A 22,007-nucleotide genomic window follows, 5' to 3' on the forward strand; every position below is an offset into this window, starting at 1 on the left:
GTCAGAAACGAAATTCGCCACCCACCATCAGACTGTTACGCTTTGCAAAACCGAATTCGGTGGTGATATTGAAGTTACGGGTCAGCTCATACTGTGCACCAACCAGCATATTCCACGGGGATTTCAGGTGCTGTTTGACGTGGAAGCGGCCGTTATTATCGGCATTTGCTAAATGCACCAGCTGGACCAGGCTGGCAGGCATTTGCAGATCGCTAATATTGCCGTGGAAATCCTGGGTGACATCCTGGTACATAGTGCCTACCCATACGCTGGCATGTGAAGGGGGTAACGCGTATTTTTCAAATCCGGGTACGGTAAAACGGTAGCCCACTCTCGGCGTAAAGGTAAAGGCGTTAATTTTTCCGTCAAGAATATCGAAGGTAGTGCGGGTGTAATTAAAGTCTGCTGTACCAAACCAGTTATGATAGCCATAAGCGATTGTCGTGCCGCCACCATATGTGGTGCCTTTGAATTTGAGTTTAAAATCGAGATTGTTAAATTTAACCAGATCGAATGCATCAACATTTATTTTCGATACAGAAGATCCTTTGGTATGACCGACAACGCCATAGATATTCATGAATGGAAACAGCCAGGTATCCAGTCTTGCCATTTGGCTTTTACTTTTCTGTCGGGTTTTAACCGCATCAATCCTGATGTATTGAGGGTCAAGCGCTTCACCCTCAATACTTAGCCCGGTAAAGCCAATGCTGTTGACATTAATATTCTGATGCATATCCATATAATTGTAGCCAATCCCGTAAGGATCGGGTAATTCATACCCCCGCTCGCGAATCTGCTTACCGAAGAAGGGCAGCGGGCCGGTGGTTTCCCCGAACAGGTCCGGGGCTTTCTCTACCGGTTTACCGGCCGGTAACTGAGCAGTAACGGAGGGCGTTGGATGATAATCAAAGTTTTCAGGAATACTTCTGGCATTAGGGATATCTGCCATGACCCCAGTCGAAACGGTACTTAAGAATAATGATAACAATAGCCTGTTATTATTTAAGGGGGTTTTAGTTTTTTTCATTGCCACTATCCATGATTATATGTTGAATTTAAATCCAGGCGGAGGATAGCGAGTGTTTTTAAGTGTTGCGCATCACAAAATGCGAAGTATCAAAGAAGTTGCTTAAATTGCGATAAAAAGGCTTTTTTTGCTTTAGGGTGGTTAAAATATGAATTAATTAATAAGGGTTTTCTCAAGAAGCCTTTTTTTTTGCTAAATTAAGGATGCCGCTATCTGAATGCCGGTATGTTGCGCATGACGGGTTCTGCTGAATGGGGGGATCATGAATCATGTCCGTCGCCAGTAAGGGTGGGGGAACAGTACAGAAGCACGCTCATGGCGACGTCAGGCTATTGAGGTATCAGGGATAATGCGTCGTTGCCGGCACCCGGCGTCACGCTGATAATGTGACCACCCTGGCCGTACAGGCTGAATTTCACATCCTTTTCGAAACCGACTTTTTTCAGATCGACCATCCGCAGATTGTAATTATCATGCGTGCGGTAATAATAGCGCAGCCGCTTAAGGTCGATCAGGCTAACCCAGCTGGTCTCCTCTCTGAGTACCTTGTCACCATAGGTATCCGAAGGCACACCACGAGGGTAATCAACGTTATTCAACAGATTAATCGACTGATTAATAACCGCAATGCTGTTCTCAGCCGGTGGCAACAACCCCTTAAGCACCGATATTTTGAGAAACCTTTCCATCGAACCATAACCGCCCGGCAACGAGTCCAGCGTACCGGGCGCTCCACCGCCTCTCTTCTGTTCGGGATGCACCTTAAGCCAGTCTGACAGTTTCTGCCATTGCGTCTCAAGACGGGGTTCATTCGTTAACAGTCGGTTGGCGCTGTTATCGAGCACGTTCATTTTTCCGTGGTTAAACTCAACAACGTAATTCGCGCCTGAAGTATCGGTTATCGCGTAGTGCGTCGGCGAGACACCGCCATAATCCGCATATTCCGCACCATAGACGTTCATTTTGTCCAGCTGTGCAATAACGTCTTTGGCGCTGGAGAACTGCCCCAGCGCCCACCCTGCTACCGCCGTATTACTCAGGCTGTTTTGCTGATGTAAATTCGCAGGGTAGCGGCTGTCTTCGAACCACAACAGCGCTACGCTCAGCCCCTTCTCATTGATACCCTCCGTTAAAATCCCGTAAGCACTTTGAATGCCGGCGAAGGCCAGTGTGGATCGCCCGGCAGAAGCGGGCAGAGGCGTGCCTTTTTTGACAATAACAAAATCAGCAGGGAGCGATTGCCCCGTTTTGCTGCCCAGAGCGAACTCCATTGAACGGGCATTAATCAGGGTCTTGTCCTGCGCAGTAATCTGAAAATGGATACAGGCACAGGCGCTGGTTGTTACGCTGAGGGTAAAGGCGACAACGGCTAATCTCTTCATTATTCATCCTTGTTTACTTTCTGAAGAAATTGAGTGTACTGATTAACGTTTTGATTATTTTGTTAAAAGCGGCTTCTTTGGTTTGCACCACCGTTTACCCGCCGGAAAGTAAGGCGAAATAAGCCATGAAACTGTCGCGAAGCACCCTATATTTTTTATGTTCAGAGGCCAGCTTTATAATAATTTACCCGCTGCTCCCCCTCTAATAACCTGAAGTCCGACGAAAGGGTTCCCTGACCGATATTTTCGAAGGACAACCGTATGACCAGGCAAAAAACAGTCGTTGATACCCTTGTGGTGGGGGGAGGCCAGGCCGGTATCGCCATGAGCGAGCACCTGACCCGGCACGATATTTCCCACCTCGTACTGGAAAAGAACCGAATTGCAGAAGCCTGGCGTTCCGGGCGCTGGGACTCTCTGGTCGCCAACGGCCCTGCCTGGCACGATCGCTTCCCCGGTCTGACGTTTCCCGGACAGGCACCGGGCGACTTTGTGCCCAAAGATCAGATTGCCGATTATCTGGAAGCCTACGCACGAAAATTCAAGGTACCGCTGCGTACCGGGGTGGAAGTGAAAAGCGTTGTGCGCAATACCGGCCGGGCGGGTTTCACTGTGAAAACGTCTGACGGGATGATTGAAGCACTGCGCATCGTTGCCGCCACCGGTCCCTTCCAGGTGCCGGTGATCCCGCGCATTGCGCCGGTGCACGCTGAGCTTTATCAAATCCACTCGGCACACTATTTCAATCCGCAGCAGCTGCCGGAAGGGGCTGTACTGGTGGTCGGTGCCGGTTCATCGGGTGTGCAAATCGCCGATGAGCTGCAGCGCGCAGGAAAAACCGTTTATCTCTCCGTCGGGCCGCACGACCGTCCGCCGCGCGCCTACCGCAACCGCGATTTTTGCTGGTGGCTGGGGGTGCTCGGCCTGTGGGATGCCACAACCAGTGAACCGGGTAAAGAGCACGTCACCATTGCGGTGAGCGGCGCCCGCGGCGGGCACACCGTCGATTTTCGCGTGCTGGCGAAGCAGGGCGTGACGCTGGTGGGTATGACCCACGCGTTTGAACAGGGCGTGGTGACCTTCCGGCCCGACCTGGCAGAGAATATTCGTCGGGGGGATGAAAACTATCTTTCACTGCTGGATGCCGCGGATGCCTTTATCGCCCGCAACGGGCTCGATCTGCCGGAAGAATCTGCCGCGCGGGAGTTCCTGCCGCTGCCCGCGTGCGTCAGCGCACCGCTCTCCTCGCTGAACCTGGCCGAAGCCGGCGTCAGCAGCATTATCTGGGCCACCGGGTATGCCACCGACTACAGCTGGCTGAATGTAAACGCGTTTGATCGGCAGGGCAGGCCGCTGCATCAGCGCGGTGTCTCCAGCGAGCCGGGTGTCTACTTCCTCGGGCTGCCGTGGCTCTCCCGCCGCGGGTCGTCGTTTATCTGGGGCGTGTGGCATGACGCAGGGCATATTGCCGATCATATTGCCACGCAACGCAGGTACAGCGAGTTTCAGCCCTGATTATGACGGGCGGCAGGGGCACACAGCGGGCAGCAACAGCTGTCCGAACCAACGGACTAAAGAGGAAAAAGAGATGCCAACGCATACGCGCATTCGCATGTTTAACACCAAAGAAACCTACCCGAATCAGACGCTGGATAACGACCTGTGCCAGGCGGTACGCGCCGGCAACACGGTCTATGTTCGCGGCCAGGTTGGCACCGACTTTGACGGGAAGCTGGTTGGCCTCGGCGATCCGCAGGCGCAGGCCGGGCAGGCCATGAAGAATGTCAGACAGCTGCTGGAGGAGGCGGGAAGCGATCTCTCCCATATCGTCAAGACCACCACCTACATCATCGACCCGCGCTACCGTGAGCCGGTCTATCGTGAGGTGGGCAAGTGGCTGAAGGGGGTGTTTCCAGTCTCCACCGGGCTGGTGGTCTCTGCGCTGGCGCAGCCGCAGTGGCTGATGGAAATTGACGTGATTGCGGTGATCCCGGACGACCGGGATGCCGCAACTAAGGGGGCATAATGACTTTTTCCGTTGCTGCCCGCTGCCCGGACAGCGGGCAGCTGGGCATTGCCATCAGTTCATCCAGCATCGCCGTGGGTGCCCGCTGCCCGTGGCTGCTGGCGGGGGTGGGCGCGGTATCCAGCCAGAATATCACCCTGCCGGTGCTCGGCCAGAGGGTGCTGGGCCACCTGGAAGACGGCCTGGCACCGGAGCAGGCGCTGCGCAAGGCGCTGGCAGAAGATGCGTTCAGCCAGTACCGGCAGGTGACGGTGATTGACATTGCCGGGCGAACGGCCCATTTCAGCGGCGATCGCACGCTCGGCACCTTCAGCGTGGCCGAGGGTCAGGACTGTATTGCGGGCGGAAATATGCTGGCCAGCCCGGCAGTAACCGCGGCAATGACCACGGCGTTCACTGAGGTCAAAGGAGCGTTTACCACGCGGCTGATTGCCGCCCTGCGTGCCGGGTTGACTGCCGGTGGCGAGGCCGGGCCGGTACACTCAGCCGCGGTCAACGTGGTGGATAACTACGCCTGGCCGGTGGTCGATCTGCGGGTGGACTGGTGCGACACCGATCCAGTGGCCGCACTGGAGTCGCTTTGGCAGGCTTATGAACCGCAGATGGCGGCCTATATCACCCGCGCGCTGGATCCGCGCCGGGCACCGGGTTACGGCGTTCCGGGCAGTGAGTAACAGTAACGCCGAAACGGTTCTGGCTTAGCGCAGCGTTCTGCGCGGTGAGATGCATACCCGGAACAGCGGATAACGCGATCACATTGATAAACTAAACGCCACTGGATTGCTGTATTCGCTGTAATTTTGGCGGGGTGTACCGACGGTGAGTCCCGCCAGACTGTACAGCGGGTAAGCCCGGGCTGATAATCGGCTGGGTTATGGTAATGCTGTGAAAGATGATAAAACCTCCCCGCTTCACCTGCACAACGGGATCTGGCTGGCGACGGGTTACCCTGTCTGTCCCCTTATGTTGATCGCACTTCCTGGATTGTATGTCTGCTCCAGCCTGTTCGGATAATAAGAATTATCTCTTGACGATAGTTGCTCCAGTTAGCAATATTTAACGGTTTTTAACGCTACAGGCCGATAACCCGCCGTATAGCAGGGAATAACCCTGCGCGCTTACCGCGCCTGTAGCTGCCTCACCCCGCCCGGATCACCGGCTAAAAATTCAGTTTTAATACGCTGATTAAACAGATAAACGGGATGCCGTTTCATTGCAGAACAGGGATTTTGACAATGCAACAATCACAACTGGTCACCGAGTTTAGCGAGTCTTTTAAAGACGTGCTGGCGACGCAGCAGCAGTACCAACGCACCAGCGCCGCTGCTGAAAAGCTTGCAAAAGATTTTAATAAGTTCAGCAGCAGTAAACCGCCAGAAGTTCAGGAACTCGACTTTGCTCAGGTGCAGCAAACGGTCGCCAGCCTCGGTCAGCTCGGCGAGCAACTGGGCCAGCAGCAAAACCACTACCATCAGCTGACGCAAAAACTGGAGCAGGCCGAGAAAGCCGAACGCCAGAAAAAAACCAAGCTGATTATCTTTGGCGTCATTGTGCTGTGGGGACTCTATCTTGTCTTCTGATTGGGAAAAGTCGATGAACTCAACATCCGGCTCCGCGGCGCTGCGCGCGGAACTTGCTAAAACTCGCCAGTCAATTGATGCACTGGAAGGGAAAATCCGTCAACAGGTGGGTTATCTGCAGAGCGCGGTTCCACTGCTGGCGCCTGCGCTGGAACAGCAATTCGCCGCCGAAGAGGCGCGGGTCAGAGCGCTTTATGACCAGATCCCGCTGCCGCTGTGCGCGCCATGGGGAAGCGAATTCTGGGACCTGTTTAAGGCGGATAACGATCCGACGCCGCTGGAGTATTACCTCTACGGCCAGGTGGCAGTCCGCAAGCCTGACGGTAAACACGCCTTCCGGGTGATTTACCAGCCGCTGCTGCGGGCGGAAGGCGCGGTGATCCTGCTGACCGACAACAACAGCCTTGAGCGTTCGCGCGCGGTGCAGCGTGATATCGTACTGCGCACCGCCGCGCTGCTGCCAGGCAGCTCGACCTTTACCCTGTTTGACCCGAAAGGGCTCGGTGCCACCTTCCCGTTTGAGGCCAGCCTGCCGCGCACGCGCAAGGCCGGTAACACCCTCGGCGAGACGCTGACCACCATCACCCAGGATATCCAGCGCATTAACCAGCGGGTGGTTGGCGGTGCAGGCCGTTTCCTTGACCTGCCAAAAGAGAGCCGCTCCGGTGAATCCTTTGAGATCGTCGCGGTGGTCGACTTCCCGTCGGCCTACGAGCGTGAGCCGCGCGCGCTGGAACTGCTGACCCGTATCGGCGTCTCCGGCCCCCGCGCCGGCCGTCATCTGGTGCTGGAGTACAACACCTCCTCGCCGCTGCCGCGTGATTTCGATATGAAAGCGTTTGAAAATGCGGTGGTGATTGACTGTCGTGAAGAGAGCGGGCTGCTGATCCCGGAATTCGCCAGCCACCAGCAGATTGAGAAGCTGCTCGACCAGGCCGGCGCCAGCAACCGCCAGCAGAGCAGTAACAGTTTTAACGCGCTGGCCAGTGCAGACGAGATGATGACGGCCAGCTCGGCCGAACGTATTGAAACGCCGGTCGGCGAGCGGCTGAATATTCTGTTTGGTAAGCATCACGCATCCGGTGAAGTGGCGCACGGCGTGATCGCCGGCCAGGTCGGCTCCGGTAAATCGCATCTGCTGCACGTGATTATCTCCGGCCTGACCAGCCGTTACTCGCCGGATGAGCTTAAGCTCTACCTGCTGGACGCCAAGCACGGCGTGGAGTTTAAACTCTACAACCAACTGCCGCACGCGGAAGTGGTGTCGCTACGCACCCGTCCGGCGATCGCGCGCAAAATCCTCGCCGACTTCCACGCCGAGATGAAGCGCCGCTATGAGCTGTTCAAGGATGAGAACGTCAACAACCTCGCCGCGTACCGCAGCAAAACCGGCAAGGTGCTGCCGCGTATGCTGATGATTATCGACGAATATCAGCTGGTGTTTGAGGGCGACCCGCAGGCGGGCATGGACGAACTTGGCCCGATCCTGCGCATGGGGCGCGCTGCGGGTACCCACCTGCTGCTCTGCGCCCAGCGCTTTGACGTGGAGGGGATGCGCAGCAGTAACTTTAACGAAATCCACCTGCGCGCCTCGCTGTCGCTGGCACAGGACTATATTCAGACCATCTCCGCTTTTGGCGCCGAGGGTAAACGCCTGATCCGCGACCTGGCCGCCTCCGGTGAGCTGGTCATTAACGCCCAGTCCGGTCGCGATGGCGATAACCACCGTGGTGCGGTCGCTCGCCTGGCACGTCGTGATGACTATCAGGGCGCAGACGAGACCCAGCCGACGCTGGAAGCGGTGATCGATAGCATTGTTGCCCACGCCGGCCCGCAGGCGTCACGGCCAATTATGCTGGATGGCACCATGGCCAGCACGCTGGCCGATAACGCCTTTGTGATGAAGCATCAGAGCGCGCCGCCGTCCATCGACGAGTTGCAGCGTATTGCCGCCACGCCGCTGCGCGACGGCGGTTTTGAGGAGCGGATGTGGACGCCTTCCGGCAGGCCGATCGGCCTGTGGCTGGGGCGCAACTTCGACGTGCGTTCCCACGCGCTCTGCACCCTGCGCCGCGGCCGCGGCCAGAACCTGCTGATGGTCGGTGCGCGCACCGAGCTGCGTGCGGCGATGCTGGCCAATATGATTATCGGCCTGCCTGCCACCGTAAACCCGCAGGAGATTGACCTGACGGTGATCGACGCGCTGGATCCGTATCTGCCGGGCGGCGGCATCGTGCGCACGGCTGCTGAGTATCTGCAGGGGCTGGGTGCAAACGTCACTATCGCCGATGCCGACGGTGCCGAAGCGGCATTGACCGGTTTTGCCGACGCCGCGCACACCCGCCAGGGGCTGCTGGTGGTCTGCGAGCCGGACCGCATCAACGCGCTGGTTGACGGTTACGACCCGTACGGTGCACCGGAAAGCGGCCTGTGGGCCACCTGGCGCGACCTGGTCCGCCGTGGCAGCGACCGCTCACGCCACGTGATCGTCTCCGCTGAGTCGGTACCGGCGCTGCAGAGCTTTATGAATCCGTCCCGCGACGGCCGCGACTTTATCCATCGCGTGGTGCAGCAGCTCAGCGCCGACGACTCAATGACGCTGTTCGCCTCGCTGGCGGCCACGCAGATCGAAGAGATGACCGAGCATCCGCTGGCGGCGATGTACGTTGACCTGGTCAAGGGCGAGCGCGCCCGTAACCTGTTCAGCAGCTACGCCTTCGACCACGATATCGGTCGCGAGCAGACCCGCGAGCTGCTGCAGCAGATGCTGGACAAATCCTTTGCCGGGGTGCCCGTTGTCGCTGAATGAGAGCTATCCACTGATGAGAAACCTCCAGCGCGAGCTGGAGGCGTTCCACCAGGCGCTGGCCGGCCAGCAGAAAAGCCTGCAGGAGGGCTATGCGCTGCTGGGTGAGCTGTGGCGCGATGAACAGCATCACGCCACCGCCGTGTTACTTGAGGAGTGCATCGCCGAGAACGATGCGTACCTGAAAACAGACGCGCCTGCGCTGGACGATCACTTAGCCGTGAAGCTGCGGCAGATCGCCAGCTATCTGCGGGGGAACGTCTGATGAGCGCGCAGCAGACCGAACGGCTGCGCGACTATCGTGACGATATCGCCCGCCGCCTGCAGGAGGTGGAGCACCGCCGCGAGAACCTGATCGCCGCGTGGCACCGCCTGCGCCAGGCGTATCAGGGCGAGGGTGCAGAGGCGTTCAACCAGCAGTTTCAGCGCGCTACCCGGCGCTTTGAGCAGCAGGCGCAGCGCCTGCATCTTATTCTGCCGCGGCTGGACGCCATGCTCGAACAGCTGACCGCACAATCCCAATCAGAAGGTTAACGGAATGACACAGACCCCGCGTGAAGCCCAGTTTCTGATCGACCAGATCGAACAGGAGCTGCTGGACTGGAGCCGCAACTTCAACGTGGTGCAGCAGGAGAACAAGGGCCACTTCCGCCGCGCTGATAACGTGGTGGCCGATTTCAAAGAGGGGGTATCGCTGGTCAGCAGTCAGATCGACGATGCCACGCAGCACCTGCACGAGGTGCAGGAGAAAAGCCATGCGGTGCGGGAGCTGGCCAACAGCACCGACGAACGCGCGGCGCAGACCCACCGCCACGCGGCCAGCGTGTTTCAGCGCTGCCAGCGTGCCAGCGCGGAGTGGCGGGCGGCGCTGGAACGGGCCGTCCAGCTGGTGAGCCAGTGCCGGGCGGCGAAAATCCATGCCGAAAGCCAGGTGGCCAGCGCACAGCATCAGTACAGCAGCGCCGAAGATGAGCTGAACTTCGCCCGCAGTTCGTATAACCGCTGCACCAGCTCGTATACCACCAACTCGAAGGGCGAACGCATCCAGCCGAACTGCAGCTCGGAAGCCTCGCGGATGAACAGCGCAATGCGCAACGTCGACAGCGCACTGCAGCGGCTGAACCACTGTAAGGCGCTGCTGCAGGATGCCATCGCGCGGCTGAACGATGCCCTCAACAGGCACCGTGGTTGCGAAGAGGGCGTCAGTAAAACCGAACAGGCGCTGCATCACGCCGATCAGGCGCGGGATCGCGCCAGCCAGGCCAGCCACAGCGCGCGGGAAGCGCTGCAGTGGGCTGATGAAGCCTGGCAGCAGGCGCAGCACGGCAGCCGGCTGGCGGAACAGATGAGCGCCCAGCACCAGACCGCCAGCCAGCACACCACGCAGGCAGAAGATGAGGTGGCCGATGCGCTGCAGGGGCACTACGCCTTTGAGGGTTCGCTTGAGGAGTACCAGAGCCGCCAGTGGCGCGCGCGCGAAGAGCTGAGCGATGCCTTTGAAGCGCTGCGAAAGATCAACAGTAAAGAGGGCCTGTAATGGACGCATCCCTGCAGATCCAGTCGATCTACAACCTGGTGGAGGAGCACACGATGCTGTTCTCGCACCAGGTGAACCAGTACCACGATGAATCCCGCGAGCTGCTGCGCCGCTGGAGCGACAGCCGCTCGCTGGATTTTCAGAAAGCGCATCAGCCGGGGCTGAATGAGATCTCCTACGAGGCGGTGGAGATCCTCAAACGTGCACGTCTAAACCTGCACGCCGCGCAGCAGGCGATCGGTCTGGGTGAGGATCATCTGCGCCAGGCGCGATCGACGATGAGCTCGCTGGAGGAGGTGACCGGGGAATCGCTGATGCTGCAGCAGCGCGCCAGCGACTACGCCGACCGCGCCGCGATGGCGATGCACAACGCGGAGTACAGCGCCGCTGACGCCGAACAGCTGATCGCCTCACTGGGTACGCCGCCGGTTTAAGCCGGCGTCATTTCTCTGGCCTGTTTTAACCCACTAACGGACTGCCCCATGACGCTCTCTCCGCTCGACGAGCAACTGACCCAACCCGCCGCCCGCCGCAGCTGGACGGCTTTCTCGCTGAACCTGGTGCTGCTGCTGGTCACCCTGCTGTGGCTGGCTTTTGCGCTCAGCGCGCTGTACGCCGCCCGTGAGATCGGCTTCTTCCGCGCCACCGCGCTGATCTTCTGGCTGATGGCCGCCAGCGGCACGCTGCTGCTGCTGGCCACGCTGGTGGCCGAGCCGCTGCTGAAGCGGATCAAGGCCAGCGGGCTGGCGATAATCCTGCTGGCACTGACGCTGATTGCCGGCACCACCTGGGCCTCCAAAGCCTGGGTACTGCATTTTATTTCCGACAGCGTGGCGGCGATGCCCGCCGAAAAGAAAACGAACGTGTTTGGCGTCAATAAGCTGCTGGTTAACAAAACCACGCCACAGCTGGCCATAGCCTTCGGCGTTAGCGATCGGCCGGTGCCGGAAGGTGAACTGCTGGCGCTGCGCAGCCTGCAGCTGGCCAGCGGCGTCACCGCGCCGCTGAAGGCGCGGCCGGTAAAGCTGGATCGTGAAACGACACGCCAGGTCATGGGGGTAATCTACAGCGCCGGTCTGACGGTGGCCCTCGGCAGCGTGCTGATCCTGCTTAACGCGCTGAGCCTGATCCTGCTGGCCGGACGGCTGCTTGCCGCGCTGCTGCCGCAGCAGGAGCGCCGCGTGCGGCTGGCATTCCTTGCCATCACGCTGGTGGCGGGCGCAGGGCTGTTCAGCAGCCTGATGGCGCAGCAGAGTGCGCTGACCGCCAGCACCCACTATCAGGCCTTTGCGGCCGCGCTGGCCCTGCAGCAGGGAGAGGGTGCGGTGCGGCTGGCAACCTTTGCCATTCATGCGCAGGGGCATCTGCTGCCGCTGGCGGAGCGGACGGCAGAGCAGCTGAATCTGCGCTGATATAACCGGGCCGGGATCGCAGACGACCGGATAAAAGGAGTAACTATGCTGAAAGTGATTGCCGAAGATTTTATCAGCACCCGGCATATTGCAGCGGTAATGCCGCTCTACCGCGAGCTGGTGGAGAAAACCCGTCAGGAGCCAGGCTGTATCAGCTACGAGCTGTTTACGGACCACCGCGATCCGGGGCATTTTATCTTTATTGAGAGCTGGCCGGACAGGGCCGCGCTGGATGCACACTGTCAGAGTGAGCACTTTACCCGGCTGGTGCCGCTGATCGACAGCTACCAGCGCAAGGCCGGGGTATTTACCTTTATGCAGGAGTTTGACGGGGAGAGTGAAAAAGCGGCTGCGGCCGGAGTGTAACGGCCGCAGCCGCATGCGCAGATCCTCCTCCGGCGATGTTGCCGGAGGAGAAGCGCCGGCTTACTTACGCGCGTCCAGCAGCTGCTGGGCGTTATCGGCGGTCACGGTGGTCCAGGGAATGTAATAATGTTTCTGCGTGCCGCCGTCCCACTTCAGATCCTTCGCGTACTGTTGCCAGATATCGGACTGCGGCTGGTAGCTGTCGCCCTTCACGGCGCGCAGCGCCACGTCGATGGAGCCCTGAATCTGGCCTTTGGCATCCTGCAGAATCGACACCATCTCACCGGCCTGCACCGCGTGGATCGCATCAGAAACGCCGTCGACGCCGGCAATGGCGAAGTCCTTCACGTTCAGCCCGGCCCCTTTAATCGCTTCAATGGCGCCCAGCGCCATCTCGTCGTTCTGGCCGATCACGCCGTTGATCTTGCCACGGTGCTTCTGCAGCCAGTTCTCCATCAGCGGCTGCGCCTCGGCGCGTGACCAGTTGGCGGTTTTACGCTCCAGCACCGTCACCTGACCGGCACCACACTCGGCGATCGCCTTATCGTTACCCTTACCGCGCTGGATCTCACCGCTGCCGCCTTTCGGCCCTTCGATAATCACCACGTTAACCTTGTTCTTCCTGCAGTCGAGCTTATCCAGTACCGCTTTAGCTTCCAGATAGCCGCCCAGCTCATCGTTGGAGACCACTTCGGCGGTCATCGCTTCGGTATTCAGGCGGGCGTTGGTCACCACCACCGGAATTTTGGCCTCGTTAGCGTTAGTGACGATGTCGATATTGGCTTCAAAATCCATCGGGTTAACGATAATCGCATCGGCGCGGGTCTGGATGGCGGTGGCCGCCTGGTCGTTCTGCACCGAGGCATCATAGCGCCCGTCATAGAAGGTCAGCACCGCTTCACCGCTCTTCACCGCCGGATGCTGTTTGCCGTACTTCCCCATCAGCTGGACAAATTCAGCCTTGTTACCGTACATCAGCACCGCGATTTTTACCGGGGCGGCCTGCGCAGCCGCCATGCTGCCGAGGGTCAGTGCACAGGTCAGCAACGCAATTTTGGTCTTATTCATGGTTCTCTCCAGTAGGGTGTTGTTGTTATAAGTCAGTCGCGCTGCTGCTTACGCGACGGGTCAAGCAATACGGCGACAACGATCAGCGCGCCTTTAATAATCTGCTGGTAGTAGGACTGCACCCCGAGCAGGTCCAGGCCGTTATTCATCACGCCGATAATCAGCACGCCGAAGAAGGTGCCGACCAGCGTTCCGACGCCGCCCGCCATGCTGGTGCCGCCGATCACCACCGCGGCGATGGCGTCCAGCTCGTAGCCGGCTCCGGCGTTGGTCTGCGCCGAGCCGGTGCGTGCGGTGAGGATCAGCCCGGCGATACCGGCCAGCCCGGCGCACAGGGTGTAAACCAGTACCTTGATACGCACCACGTTAATCCCGGAGGTGCGGGCGCTTTTCGGGTTACCGCCCACCGCGTAGACGTAGCGGCCAAACAGAGTTTTATTCAGCAGCAGCCAGGCAAGGCCAAACAGCAGAATAAAGATAATCACCGGCACCGGAATGCCGGCGGTGTAGCCGTTGCCCAGCCAGCGGAAGTCGCTGTTAAGCTGCGACACCGGATTGCCGTCGGTGGTCAGCATCGACAGGCCGCGCGCGGCGGAGAGCATGCCCATGGTGACGATAAACGGCTGCAGGCGATAACGGGCCAGCACCGTGCCGTTAATCAGCCCGCAGACGATGCCAATGCCCAGCGCCACGATCATCGGCATCATCACCGCGTGGGCGGTATCGCCAATCGCCAGCCCGGCGTTGTTGGTGGCAAAGCGCGCGGCGACGATGCCGCTCAGCGCCAGCACCGAGCCGACAGACAGATCGACCCCGGCAGTGATGATCACAAAGGTCATGCCGATGGCGAGGATGCCGTTGATCGACACCTGACGCAGCACGATCAGCATATTCTCGTTGCTGAGGAAGTAGTTGCTGCTCCAGGCCCCCTGCGAGACCTGGTACTCGCCGACGGCGGCGACGATCAGGCACAGAGCAAAAAAGGCGAGGATGATGCCGTACTTGTGCATACGGCGCTTGTTGCGGGTGAAAAAGGACAGCCCGGGCGTTAAGGAATGGGTGGTCGTCATTTTATTATCTCTCTGTTAAACCGCGAGTTTCATCAGTTCTGTCTGGGTGGCTTCCGCTGCCGACAGCTCGCCTGCCAGCTCACCGTCGCGGAACACCAGGATGCGATCGCTCATGCCGATGATCTCCGCCAGCTCGGACGACACCATAATGATCCCCTTATTTTTCAGGGCAAAGTCCGACATAAAGCGGTAGATCTCCTTCTTGGCACCGACGTCAATGCCGCGCGTCGGCTCGTCCAGCAGCAGTACTTCCGGGTCGAGCAGCGCCCAGCGACCCAGCACCACCTTCTGCTGATTGCCGCCGCTGAGGTTACCGACCGGCTGCTCGCCGTCGTGGGTTTTGACGTTAAAGCGCTGGATCATGTCGGCGGTGCGCGCCTGCTCCTGTTTGTGGTCGATAAACCCGGCGCGGCTCACCGCAGAGAGCGAGGCGATATTGATGTTCTCGCTGACCGAGCGGCACAGCACCAGCCCGCTCTCCTTACGATCTTCGGTAACGTAGGCGATGCCGCTGGCGATCGACTGCTTCGGCGAGTGGCGGGCGAGGGTTTTCTCCCCGAGGCGGATGGTGCCGCTGTCGGCGTGTTCGATGCCGAAGATCAGATCGAGAAACTCGCTGCGCCCGGAACCCACCAGGCCGTAGATGCCGAGGATCTCGCCGCGGCGCAGCTGCAGGCTGATATCCTTGATCCGGTGGCGCCAGCGCAGGTTATTGACCTCCATCATCACCTCGCTGCCGGGGCGGTTAAACTTGGCGAACTCGCTGTCATACTCGCCGCCGATGATGTGTTCAATCAGCTGCTCGCGGGTGATATCGGCGATAAAGCCTTCGTGCACCCAGGCACCGTCGCGGAAGATGGTGTAGCTGTCGGCGATCTGGAAGATCTCCGACAGACGATGCGAGACGTAGATAATGCCTTTGCCTTTCGCCGCCAGCCGCCTGAGGGTCTGGAAGATCTTCTGCGCATCCTCCTCGCCGATCGCCGAGGTCGGCTCATCCATAATGATGATGTCGGCGTTGGCGTGGGAGAGCGCCTTGGCAATTTCAACCAGCTGCTGCTCGGCAACGCTTAAATTGCGCATCTTCTCGGTGGCGCTGATATGAAAATCCAGCTCAGCCAGCAGGGCAGTGGTACGCCTGTTCAGGGTGGCGAAATCCACAAAGCCAAAGCGCTGCGGTTCGCGGCCCAGCCAGATATTCTCCGCCACCGTCAGGTCGGGAATGGCGCTCAGCTCCTGCTGGACGATGGCCACCCCGGCGCGCAGCGCGTCTTTCGGGTGGTGAAACTCGCAGCGCTCGCCGTTGATAAAGATGTCGCCGCCGTCCGGCTGGATAAAGCCCATCAGAATGCTGAGAAAGGTCGACTTGCCGGCGCCGTTGCCGCCGCACAGCGCGTGGATCGAGCCTCTGCGCAGGCTGAACTCGGCGTTTTTCAGCGCCACCACCGGCCCGAAGGCCTTCCTGACCCCGCTGACCTCCAGCAGGTAAGCGGATTGTTGCGTTTGCGGATCGCGGGTCACGGCTGAACCTCCGGGTAAGACTGCTGCAGGCGCTGCAGATAGCGCTGATAAAGGGTGTCGTATTCGGCCTGGCGCGCGGCGTCCGGCTCGGTGCGGGTGGCCGGATCCAGGGCGACAAAGCGCTGGCAGAGTCTGGCCAGCAGCGGGCTGAACGGTGGCGTGTGTTCATCCGCCAGCGCTGTCATCCACATCGCCTGAATCGCCCCGCCCAGCGCGGCCGCTTCGCCGACCTGCAGGCAGATAACCGGGCAGCCCATCACGTCGGCGACGATCTGCCGCCACGCCGCGCTGCGCGAGCCGCCGCCGGTCAGGCGGATCTCACTCACCGTTATTCCCTGCTGGCGGAACAGCTCAATGCCGTAGCGCAGGCCGTAGGTGGCGCTCTCCACCACCGCCCGCACCAGGTTGGCGCGGGTAAAGTTGTCGCTGCCGAGGTTGTGCAGGCTGGCGCGGGCGTGCGGCAGCGGCGGTACGCGTTCGCCGTTAAAGAACGGCAGCATCTCCACGCCGCCGGCGCCCGGCGCGGCCTGCTCCAGCAGCCGGTTAAAGCCGGCGATATCTTCCTGCAGCAGGGTCTGCACCGTGCTGGTCGCTGAGGTGACGTTCATAGTGCAGATCAGCGGCAGCCAGCCATTATCGCTGGAACAGAAACCGGCCACCTCCGCAGAGGGCGAGGCCAGCGGTTCCGGCGACCAGGCGAACAGCGTGCCGGAGGTGCCGAGGCTGAGCGTGACCACCCCGGGGGCGATGGTGCCGGAGCCGATGGCGCTCATCATATTGTCGCCGCCGCCGGTGGCAACGCGGGTGGCCGGGGAGAGCCCCAGCGCCGCCGCCGCTTCCGGCCGCAGGGTACCGATGCACTGTCCGGCGCTGAGCAGCGGCGGCAGGGCGTTCCACAGGCGGCCGCTGTCGTCGATCAGCTCCACCGTGCGGCGGTCCCACTGACGGCTGCGCACGTCGAGCAGGCCGGTGCCGGAGGCATCGCCATACTCGGCGACCCGTTCGCCGGTCAGCCAGAAGTTGAGATAGTCGTGTGGCAGCAGCACGCTGTGCAGCTGCGCCCACTTTTCGGGATGATGCTGTCTGAACCAGAGAATTTTCGAGGCGGTATAACCGGTGGCCGGCAGCAGCCCGAGCTGCGCCAGCGCAGCCGGGACGCCGCCCAGTGCGGCGATCAGCTGCTGATTTTCAGCGTCGGTTTCGGTATCGCACCACAGCTTCACGTTGTGCAGCACCTTGCCCTGCTCATCCAGCGGCACGAAACCGTGCTGCTGGCCGGAAACGCCCAGCGCCACGATATCCGCCGCCGCCACGCCGGCCGCGGCCACCGCCTGATGAAAGGCGCTAATCAGCGCCTCAATCCACCAGTCGGCCTGCTGCTCGCGGCGACCGCTGGCGTCGGCAATCAGCTGATGTGCCGCGCTGCCCTCACCGAGCAGGGTGCCTGTATCGCCATCGACGATGACCACCTTGGTGCCCTGGGTGCCGCAGTCGATGCCTGCATAAAGCGCCATCTGCTTACTCCATCTCCAGCATGATTTTGATATCAGAGGCGTTACCGGCTGCGGCGCGATCGAAGGCGGCAACGCTGTCGGCAAACTTGTAGGTCTGACTGATCAGCGGGGTAACCCGCAGCCTGCCGCTGCTCAGCAGGCGCAGGGTGCGCGGGTACATGTTGGCGTAGCGGAAAATGGTTTTGAAGGTGATCTCTTTGGCCTGCGCGGCGACGATATCCATCGGCGCGGCGTCAACCGGCATGCCCACCAGCACCGCCGTAGCTCCCGGTGCGGCGTGTTCGGCCACCCCGGCAATCGCCGGTTTGGCACCGCTGCACTCGAAGACGATATCCACGCCGTTACCGCTGGTCAGCGCCGCTACCTTGCCCGCCAGCTCGCCGGATTTGATGTTCACCGCGTGCAGACCGTCGTAGTTGGCGGCAACCGCCAGCTTTTCATCAAACAGATCGCAGATGATCACGTCAGAGCAGCCGCCTGCCAGCGCCGCCAGCGCGGTGACCACGCCGATCGGACCGGCACCGATCACCAGTGCGATATCGCCCGGCTTAATGCCCGCTTTGGTGGCGGCATGCATGCCGATCGCCAGCGGCTCGACCATCGCCCCCTCGGCAAAGCTGACGTTGTCCGGCAGCTTAAAGGTAAAAGCGGCGGGGTGGATGACGCTTTCGCGCAGGCAGCCGTGTACCGGCGGGGTGGCCCAGAAGCGCACAGCCGGGTCAAGGTTATAGATGCCGGAGCGGGTCTGCGCCGAGTTCATATCCGGAATGCCCGGCTCCATGCATACCCGGTCGCCGGGCTGCAGGTGAGTGACGTTGCTGCCTACCGCCAGCACCACGCCGGAAGCCTCGTGGCCGAGCACCATCGGTGCCCTGACCACAAACGGCCCGATGCGCCCGTGCTGGTAATAGTGCACATCGCTGCCGCAGATCCCCACCGAGTGGATTTTGATCTGCACATCATCCTGACCCAGCACCTCGTCAAACTCGCGATCTTCAATGGCGATCTTACCGGCTTCTGCCAACACTAACGCTTTCATAATGGCCTCTCTGAATGCATTTATATGGTATCGATATCATTTTAATGCGCTCATCCTGGCGTAATATTCCGCTGAAAACTGTGATCGACTTAGAGTTTTCTGAGCAAACATTCGCAGCGGCGGTGGGCGTATTCAGCGGATAGAGAGCAGGATCACAGAATCGCAGGGGTAATGACGGGTCTAATGATACCGATACCGTTAATCACTCAGAGGTAACCATGACTTCAGCTTCCGATGCCGTCTCACAGACGCTGCATTACCTGCAGCGGGCCAGCATTGTGCTCACCGAACAGGAGCGCCAGCGCATTGAAATCGCGGGCTTTGGCCTGAACGATCCGGCCTCCGGCCTGCAGCTGCTGACCTACGCCAACTCGCCGCGCTACTGCGCCAAAGAGCTGGTGCTGTTCCCGCGCCAGACCTGTCCGGAGCATCTGCATCCGCCGTTTGACGGCACGCCGGGCAAGCAGGAGACCTTCCGCTGCCGCTGGGGGGAGGTGTATCTGTTTGTGGATGACGACAGCCTGACGCCTAACGATGCCGGCGGTGAACCGGTGTGCCGGGTGCCCCCCGGATCGGAAGCCTGGTACGGCTGCACCCGCTATATCCTGCTGCGCCCCGGCGAGCAGTACACCATTGCCCCCAATACCCGCCACTGGTTCCAGGCGGGGGAGCAGGGCGCGGTGGTGTCGGAGTTCTCTTCCGAAAGCCGCGATGAGCTGGATATTTTCACCGACCCGCGGATTAACCGCCTGGCGGGCATAATCTCTGATAGCACCGCTTTAGCGGATCTGTCATGATGTCAGCAATGATACAAAATGATGCTTAATCGTGTGGGTTAACTAAGGAGTTGCATTTGGCTGTGGCGCGGGGAAAAAAGGCAACGCTGGCCAGCGTTGCCGCGCAGGCAAACGTCAGTAAAATTACCGCTTCAAGGGCGTTTTCGCAGCCGGACAAGGTGCACCCGGAGACCCTGCAGCGCATTCTGGCAACGGCAGAGCAGCTGGGCTATGTAGTGAATACCGCCGCCCGCAGCCTGCGGGCAAAAAGCAGTAAGACCATCGGCATCGTTAATCCGGATATGGCTAACCCGTTCTTCGGCGGCCTGACCCGGCTAATGACCCTGGAAGCGCAGAAGCTGGGCTACGACACGCTGGTGTTTGACTCTTATGAATCGCAGGAGACGGAGAACAGCATCATCGACCGGCTGATGGGCTATAACGTTGATGCGATCATCCTGTCGGTGATCTCCAACGATCTCCACTATCGCCCGGCCTATCTGCAGCGTCTGGAGACGCTGAACATCCCGGTGGTGCTGGTGGATCGTGAGCTGGACGCCGGCTGGTGCAGCGGCGTCTATATCGATAACCTCGACTGTGGCCTGCAGGCTGGCCGCTGGCTGCTGGAGCAGCAGGTGCAGCGGGTGGTGGTGGTTTCTGGCCCGGAAAATTCCAACGTGGCGCGCGAAAGGGTGATCGGCCTGCAGGCGGCGCTGCAGGGCAGGATAGCCTCCTTTGAAGTGCTGCACGCGGACTTCTTTATGGATGCCGCCTGGCAGGAGACCCGCCGCTGGCTGACGGACAACCCGGCACCGGACTATTTTGTCGGCTGCAATAACCAGATCTCGCTGGGGATTATCAAAGCCTGCATCGAGCACAAGCTGGCGCTGACGCAGCAGGTGTCACTGTTCAGCATCGACGAGGTGGCCAATGCCGGTATCTACGGCTTCCACTTCCCCTGCATCACCCATGATTTACAGGAGATCGCCTGGCAGGCGCTGAACCTGGCGATCCGTCGGGTCGGCGAGCAGGAGAGTAAGGCCGGCAAGGTAGTGGTACGGGGCAGGGTGGTGCCGTAAGCGGTTAGCCAGTGCAATGACGTCTGGGTGAATAACGGTTAATACGGTGTCTCGCGCAGAAGCTGATTTAGCCGATATTCCCACATTGATCTAAACGCCCAGGACATCACGCAGTTTTGCCAGTGCATCAGCATGTTTTTCCACTGGCATTTTTGCAAGGTTTTGCAGTTTCCAGCGTACTGCTGGCAACTGCTCAACCCCTTGCAGCCCCAGTAGTGTCCACACGGGTTGTCGGTTTTTAAAGGAGAGTAAAAACGACCGCTCTTCGCTGGTCATTGACTGATTAATCAGTTCAACTATTTTTTGCCGTGCCGTAGACAGTTCTGCCAGAGGAACATCAACCTCTGCCATGTGACGAAACTCACCCTCATAAAGTGCAGATATGTCGATGAAACGAGGCCTCAGGAGCTCGGCGACAGGGCGCGGATGACTGATTATATAAACCAGCAGCGCTTTCCTAAGTTCATCGGAGAATCCCTCATTGTCCAACAGCAGTTTTACGTCGAAGAGATCTCGGGGGTGCTGGCGATCGAGTGCGGCGCAGATTTTTCCTGCATAAAGGTCGGAAAATGACACTACCGGCATCTCTGCAAAACCAAACTCATCCTCCACCGCGTGGCTCACCGCAAGCATTTCCGGATCATAGACAGTTCCGCGTAACACGGGTGAGAGTTCGATTTTTACCTGAACCCCTCCGTGGGCAATATTCAGCCGCAACGCATCTCTTTTGTCGTCGTAAGATTTGCTGACCTGGCTGCACCGAATTTCTGTCAGAATCGCCGTGGCTATTTCATCAAGTGCCGTTTTGATTCTGCCCAGTGAGGTATCGCGATTCATCACCGGCAGAAATACCAGATCGATGTCCACCGACAGACGCGGCAATTCCCGAACAAAAAGATTGATGGCCGTACCGCCTTTAAGTGCAAAGCAGTCATGTGCTGCAATAAACGGGATGAGCTTTAATAAAAGCTGTACCTGACGGTAGTAGAGGCTGCTTCTGTCCATTGATGATTACAACTCCTTTGGTACGGTGATGCTCCACGTCCTGTCCAGACGGCCTGATTTGGCAATTTCCCGCTTACCGGAACCAAAATCATAGCTGTCAGGCGTGAGGTATTTAAGCCAGGCATGATTATGGCGCTGAGCCAGCCACATAAACAATCGCTTGATCTTAATACTGCGGCACGCCTTCAGTAAAACATTGAGCCGCCGTGGTGAGAGAGTCGACATTCCCTGCATGAGTTGATCCGCATGCTCAAAACTGACGCTGTCCGGAACGTTAGCTAGCAGTTCCAGCATCGCCATTTCTGGCGTTGAGTAGAACATCGGGGGAAGTGAAGGCTGCCACTGGTTTTCTTGCATAAAGGGGCTGTTTTCCATAACCGATGCAGGCCACAGGCGTTTTGTACTGTACCAGCTAAACCGTGCGTTGAGCTCAATCCTGTGCAGCCAGGTCGGAAGCGGCTCAGAAGAATAGAGCGCCACCAGTGCGACTTTTGCTCTCGATTGATAGTGGGACAGTCCTGCAATATCAAGCGCCGTAAGTCCACCAACATGTAGCGGTATATCGCTCATACGTTGCAGTGAGGCGATGACCCCTTGCCAGCTGACTTGAATGGTATCACGAACATAAACCCCAACAGCCAGTGGCACCAATGTTCGGTTTTTAACTGCATTATCAATAAAATGCAGGCTAAGACCCTGTGTGATGAGCCATGACTTGGTTGCTACCAGTCCCGATGGCAGCAGCGTTTTAAGTAAGGTCCTTGATTTCGTATTGAGCACGTTTGCCTCTGGTTTA

Annotated in this window: 22 protein-coding genes; 13 read left to right on the forward strand and 9 right to left on the reverse strand. The window is 59.3% G+C overall.

Annotated features, from left to right (window positions below; translation table 11 throughout):
* Position 1: 1 nt before the first annotated feature.
* On the reverse strand, positions 2 to 1,030 hold the full coding sequence (locus tag ASF13_RS16360) for a hypothetical protein (RefSeq protein WP_072166413.1): 1,029 nt from the start codon (positions 1,028 to 1,030) through the stop codon (positions 2 to 4).
* A gap of 329 nt (positions 1,031 to 1,359) precedes the next feature.
* The gene (locus ASF13_RS16365; protein ID WP_056238598.1) at positions 1,360 to 2,412 is read right to left on the reverse strand and encodes a linear amide C-N hydrolase; all 1,053 of its coding nucleotides are present in this window, start codon (positions 2,410 to 2,412) and stop codon (positions 1,360 to 1,362) included.
* 261 nt (positions 2,413 to 2,673) lie between these two features.
* Between ASF13_RS16365 and ASF13_RS16370 the strand changes: the two genes are divergently transcribed.
* From ASF13_RS16370 to ASF13_RS16420, 11 genes are all read left to right on the forward strand, one after another.
* Positions 2,674 to 3,927, forward strand: a complete 1,254-nt coding sequence (locus ASF13_RS16370) for an NAD(P)/FAD-dependent oxidoreductase (RefSeq protein WP_056238599.1) — start codon at positions 2,674 to 2,676, stop codon at positions 3,925 to 3,927.
* 73 nt (positions 3,928 to 4,000) lie between these two features.
* On the forward strand, positions 4,001 to 4,438 hold the full coding sequence (locus tag ASF13_RS16375) for a RidA family protein (protein WP_056238603.1): 438 nt from the start codon (positions 4,001 to 4,003) through the stop codon (positions 4,436 to 4,438).
* The gene (locus ASF13_RS16380) at positions 4,438 to 5,112 is read left to right on the forward strand and encodes a DUF1028 domain-containing protein (protein WP_056238606.1); all 675 of its coding nucleotides are present in this window, start codon (positions 4,438 to 4,440) and stop codon (positions 5,110 to 5,112) included. Before ASF13_RS16375 ends, ASF13_RS16380 begins: the two co-directional genes overlap by 1 nt.
* Positions 5,113 to 5,673: 561 nt before the next feature.
* A complete protein-coding gene (locus ASF13_RS16385) occupies positions 5,674 to 6,018 on the forward strand; it encodes a hypothetical protein (protein WP_056238610.1) in 345 nt (114 codons plus the stop codon).
* Positions 6,019 to 6,031: 13 nt separating this feature from the next.
* Positions 6,032 to 8,827: an FtsK/SpoIIIE domain-containing protein gene (locus ASF13_RS16390; protein WP_056238614.1), complete on the forward strand. Its 2,796-nt coding sequence runs from the start codon at positions 6,032 to 6,034 to the stop codon at positions 8,825 to 8,827.
* Between the two features lie 13 nt (positions 8,828 to 8,840).
* Positions 8,841 to 9,089 carry a hypothetical protein gene (locus ASF13_RS16395; RefSeq protein WP_101506302.1) on the forward strand — a complete coding sequence of 83 codons (249 nt, stop codon included), beginning with the start codon at positions 8,841 to 8,843 and terminating at the stop codon, positions 9,087 to 9,089.
* Positions 9,089 to 9,358 (forward strand): hypothetical protein, encoded by a 270-nt coding sequence (locus ASF13_RS16400; protein WP_056238621.1) that lies wholly within the window; start codon positions 9,089 to 9,091, stop codon positions 9,356 to 9,358. Before ASF13_RS16395 ends, ASF13_RS16400 begins: the two co-directional genes overlap by 1 nt.
* 4 nt (positions 9,359 to 9,362) lie before the next feature.
* Complete coding sequence (locus ASF13_RS16405; RefSeq protein ID WP_056238624.1) at positions 9,363 to 10,361, forward strand: hypothetical protein; 999 nt, start codon at positions 9,363 to 9,365, stop codon at positions 10,359 to 10,361.
* Positions 10,361 to 10,795 (forward strand): hypothetical protein, encoded by a 435-nt coding sequence (locus ASF13_RS16410; RefSeq protein ID WP_056238627.1) that lies wholly within the window; start codon positions 10,361 to 10,363, stop codon positions 10,793 to 10,795. Before ASF13_RS16405 ends, ASF13_RS16410 begins: the two co-directional genes overlap by 1 nt.
* Positions 10,796 to 10,843: 48 nt before the next feature.
* The gene (locus ASF13_RS16415; protein WP_056238632.1) at positions 10,844 to 11,773 is read left to right on the forward strand and encodes a hypothetical protein; all 930 of its coding nucleotides are present in this window, start codon (positions 10,844 to 10,846) and stop codon (positions 11,771 to 11,773) included.
* Between the two features lie 45 nt (positions 11,774 to 11,818).
* Positions 11,819 to 12,139, forward strand: a complete 321-nt coding sequence (locus tag ASF13_RS16420) for a putative quinol monooxygenase (protein ID WP_056238636.1) — start codon at positions 11,819 to 11,821, stop codon at positions 12,137 to 12,139.
* A 60-nt stretch (positions 12,140 to 12,199) separates the two neighbouring features.
* On the opposite strand, the gene ASF13_RS16425 is transcribed toward ASF13_RS16420, so the two are convergent.
* The 5 genes from ASF13_RS16425 to ASF13_RS16445 all read right to left on the reverse strand — a co-directional run bounded on the left by ASF13_RS16425 (position 12,200) and on the right by ASF13_RS16445 (position 18,351).
* Positions 12,200 to 13,207 (reverse strand): substrate-binding domain-containing protein, encoded by a 1,008-nt coding sequence (locus ASF13_RS16425; RefSeq protein WP_056238639.1) that lies wholly within the window; start codon positions 13,205 to 13,207, stop codon positions 12,200 to 12,202.
* A gap of 32 nt (positions 13,208 to 13,239) precedes the next feature.
* Positions 13,240 to 14,217 (reverse strand): ABC transporter permease, encoded by a 978-nt coding sequence (locus tag ASF13_RS16430; RefSeq protein WP_369814397.1) that lies wholly within the window; start codon positions 14,215 to 14,217, stop codon positions 13,240 to 13,242.
* A gap of 75 nt (positions 14,218 to 14,292) precedes the next feature.
* Positions 14,293 to 15,798, reverse strand: coding sequence for a sugar ABC transporter ATP-binding protein (locus ASF13_RS16435; protein WP_056238645.1), 1,506 nt, complete (start codon positions 15,796 to 15,798; stop codon positions 14,293 to 14,295).
* A complete protein-coding gene (gene xylB, locus ASF13_RS16440; RefSeq protein ID WP_056238647.1) occupies positions 15,795 to 17,312 on the reverse strand; it encodes a xylulokinase in 1,518 nt (505 codons plus the stop codon). Before xylB ends, ASF13_RS16435 begins: the two co-directional genes overlap by 4 nt.
* A 4-nt stretch (positions 17,313 to 17,316) precedes the next feature.
* Positions 17,317 to 18,351: an NAD(P)-dependent alcohol dehydrogenase gene (locus tag ASF13_RS16445; RefSeq protein WP_056238653.1), complete on the reverse strand. Its 1,035-nt coding sequence runs from the start codon at positions 18,349 to 18,351 to the stop codon at positions 17,317 to 17,319.
* A 218-nt stretch (positions 18,352 to 18,569) separates the two neighbouring features.
* On the opposite strand from ASF13_RS16445, the gene ASF13_RS16450 reads away from it, so the two are divergent.
* Both ASF13_RS16450 and ASF13_RS16455 read left to right on the forward strand, forming a co-directional pair.
* Positions 18,570 to 19,148, forward strand: coding sequence for a hypothetical protein (locus tag ASF13_RS16450; RefSeq protein WP_056238656.1), 579 nt, complete (start codon positions 18,570 to 18,572; stop codon positions 19,146 to 19,148).
* A 56-nt stretch (positions 19,149 to 19,204) separates the two neighbouring features.
* Positions 19,205 to 20,206, forward strand: a complete 1,002-nt coding sequence (locus tag ASF13_RS16455) for a LacI family DNA-binding transcriptional regulator (RefSeq protein WP_056238661.1) — start codon at positions 19,205 to 19,207, stop codon at positions 20,204 to 20,206.
* Positions 20,207 to 20,296: 90 nt separating this feature from the next.
* Here ASF13_RS16455 and ASF13_RS16460 read toward each other — a convergent pair whose 3' ends face one another.
* On the reverse strand, positions 20,297 to 21,211 hold the full coding sequence (locus ASF13_RS16460) for a nucleotidyl transferase AbiEii/AbiGii toxin family protein (RefSeq protein WP_056238664.1): 915 nt from the start codon (positions 21,209 to 21,211) through the stop codon (positions 20,297 to 20,299).
* 6 nt (positions 21,212 to 21,217) lie between these two features.
* Positions 21,218 to 21,991, reverse strand: a complete 774-nt coding sequence (locus ASF13_RS16465) for a type IV toxin-antitoxin system AbiEi family antitoxin domain-containing protein (protein WP_056238666.1) — start codon at positions 21,989 to 21,991, stop codon at positions 21,218 to 21,220.
* Between the last annotated feature and the right edge of the window lie 16 nt (positions 21,992 to 22,007).

This window comes from Erwinia sp. Leaf53, from assembly GCF_001422605.1.
In the GTDB taxonomy this organism is placed as follows: Bacteria; Pseudomonadota; Gammaproteobacteria; order Enterobacterales; family Enterobacteriaceae; genus Erwinia.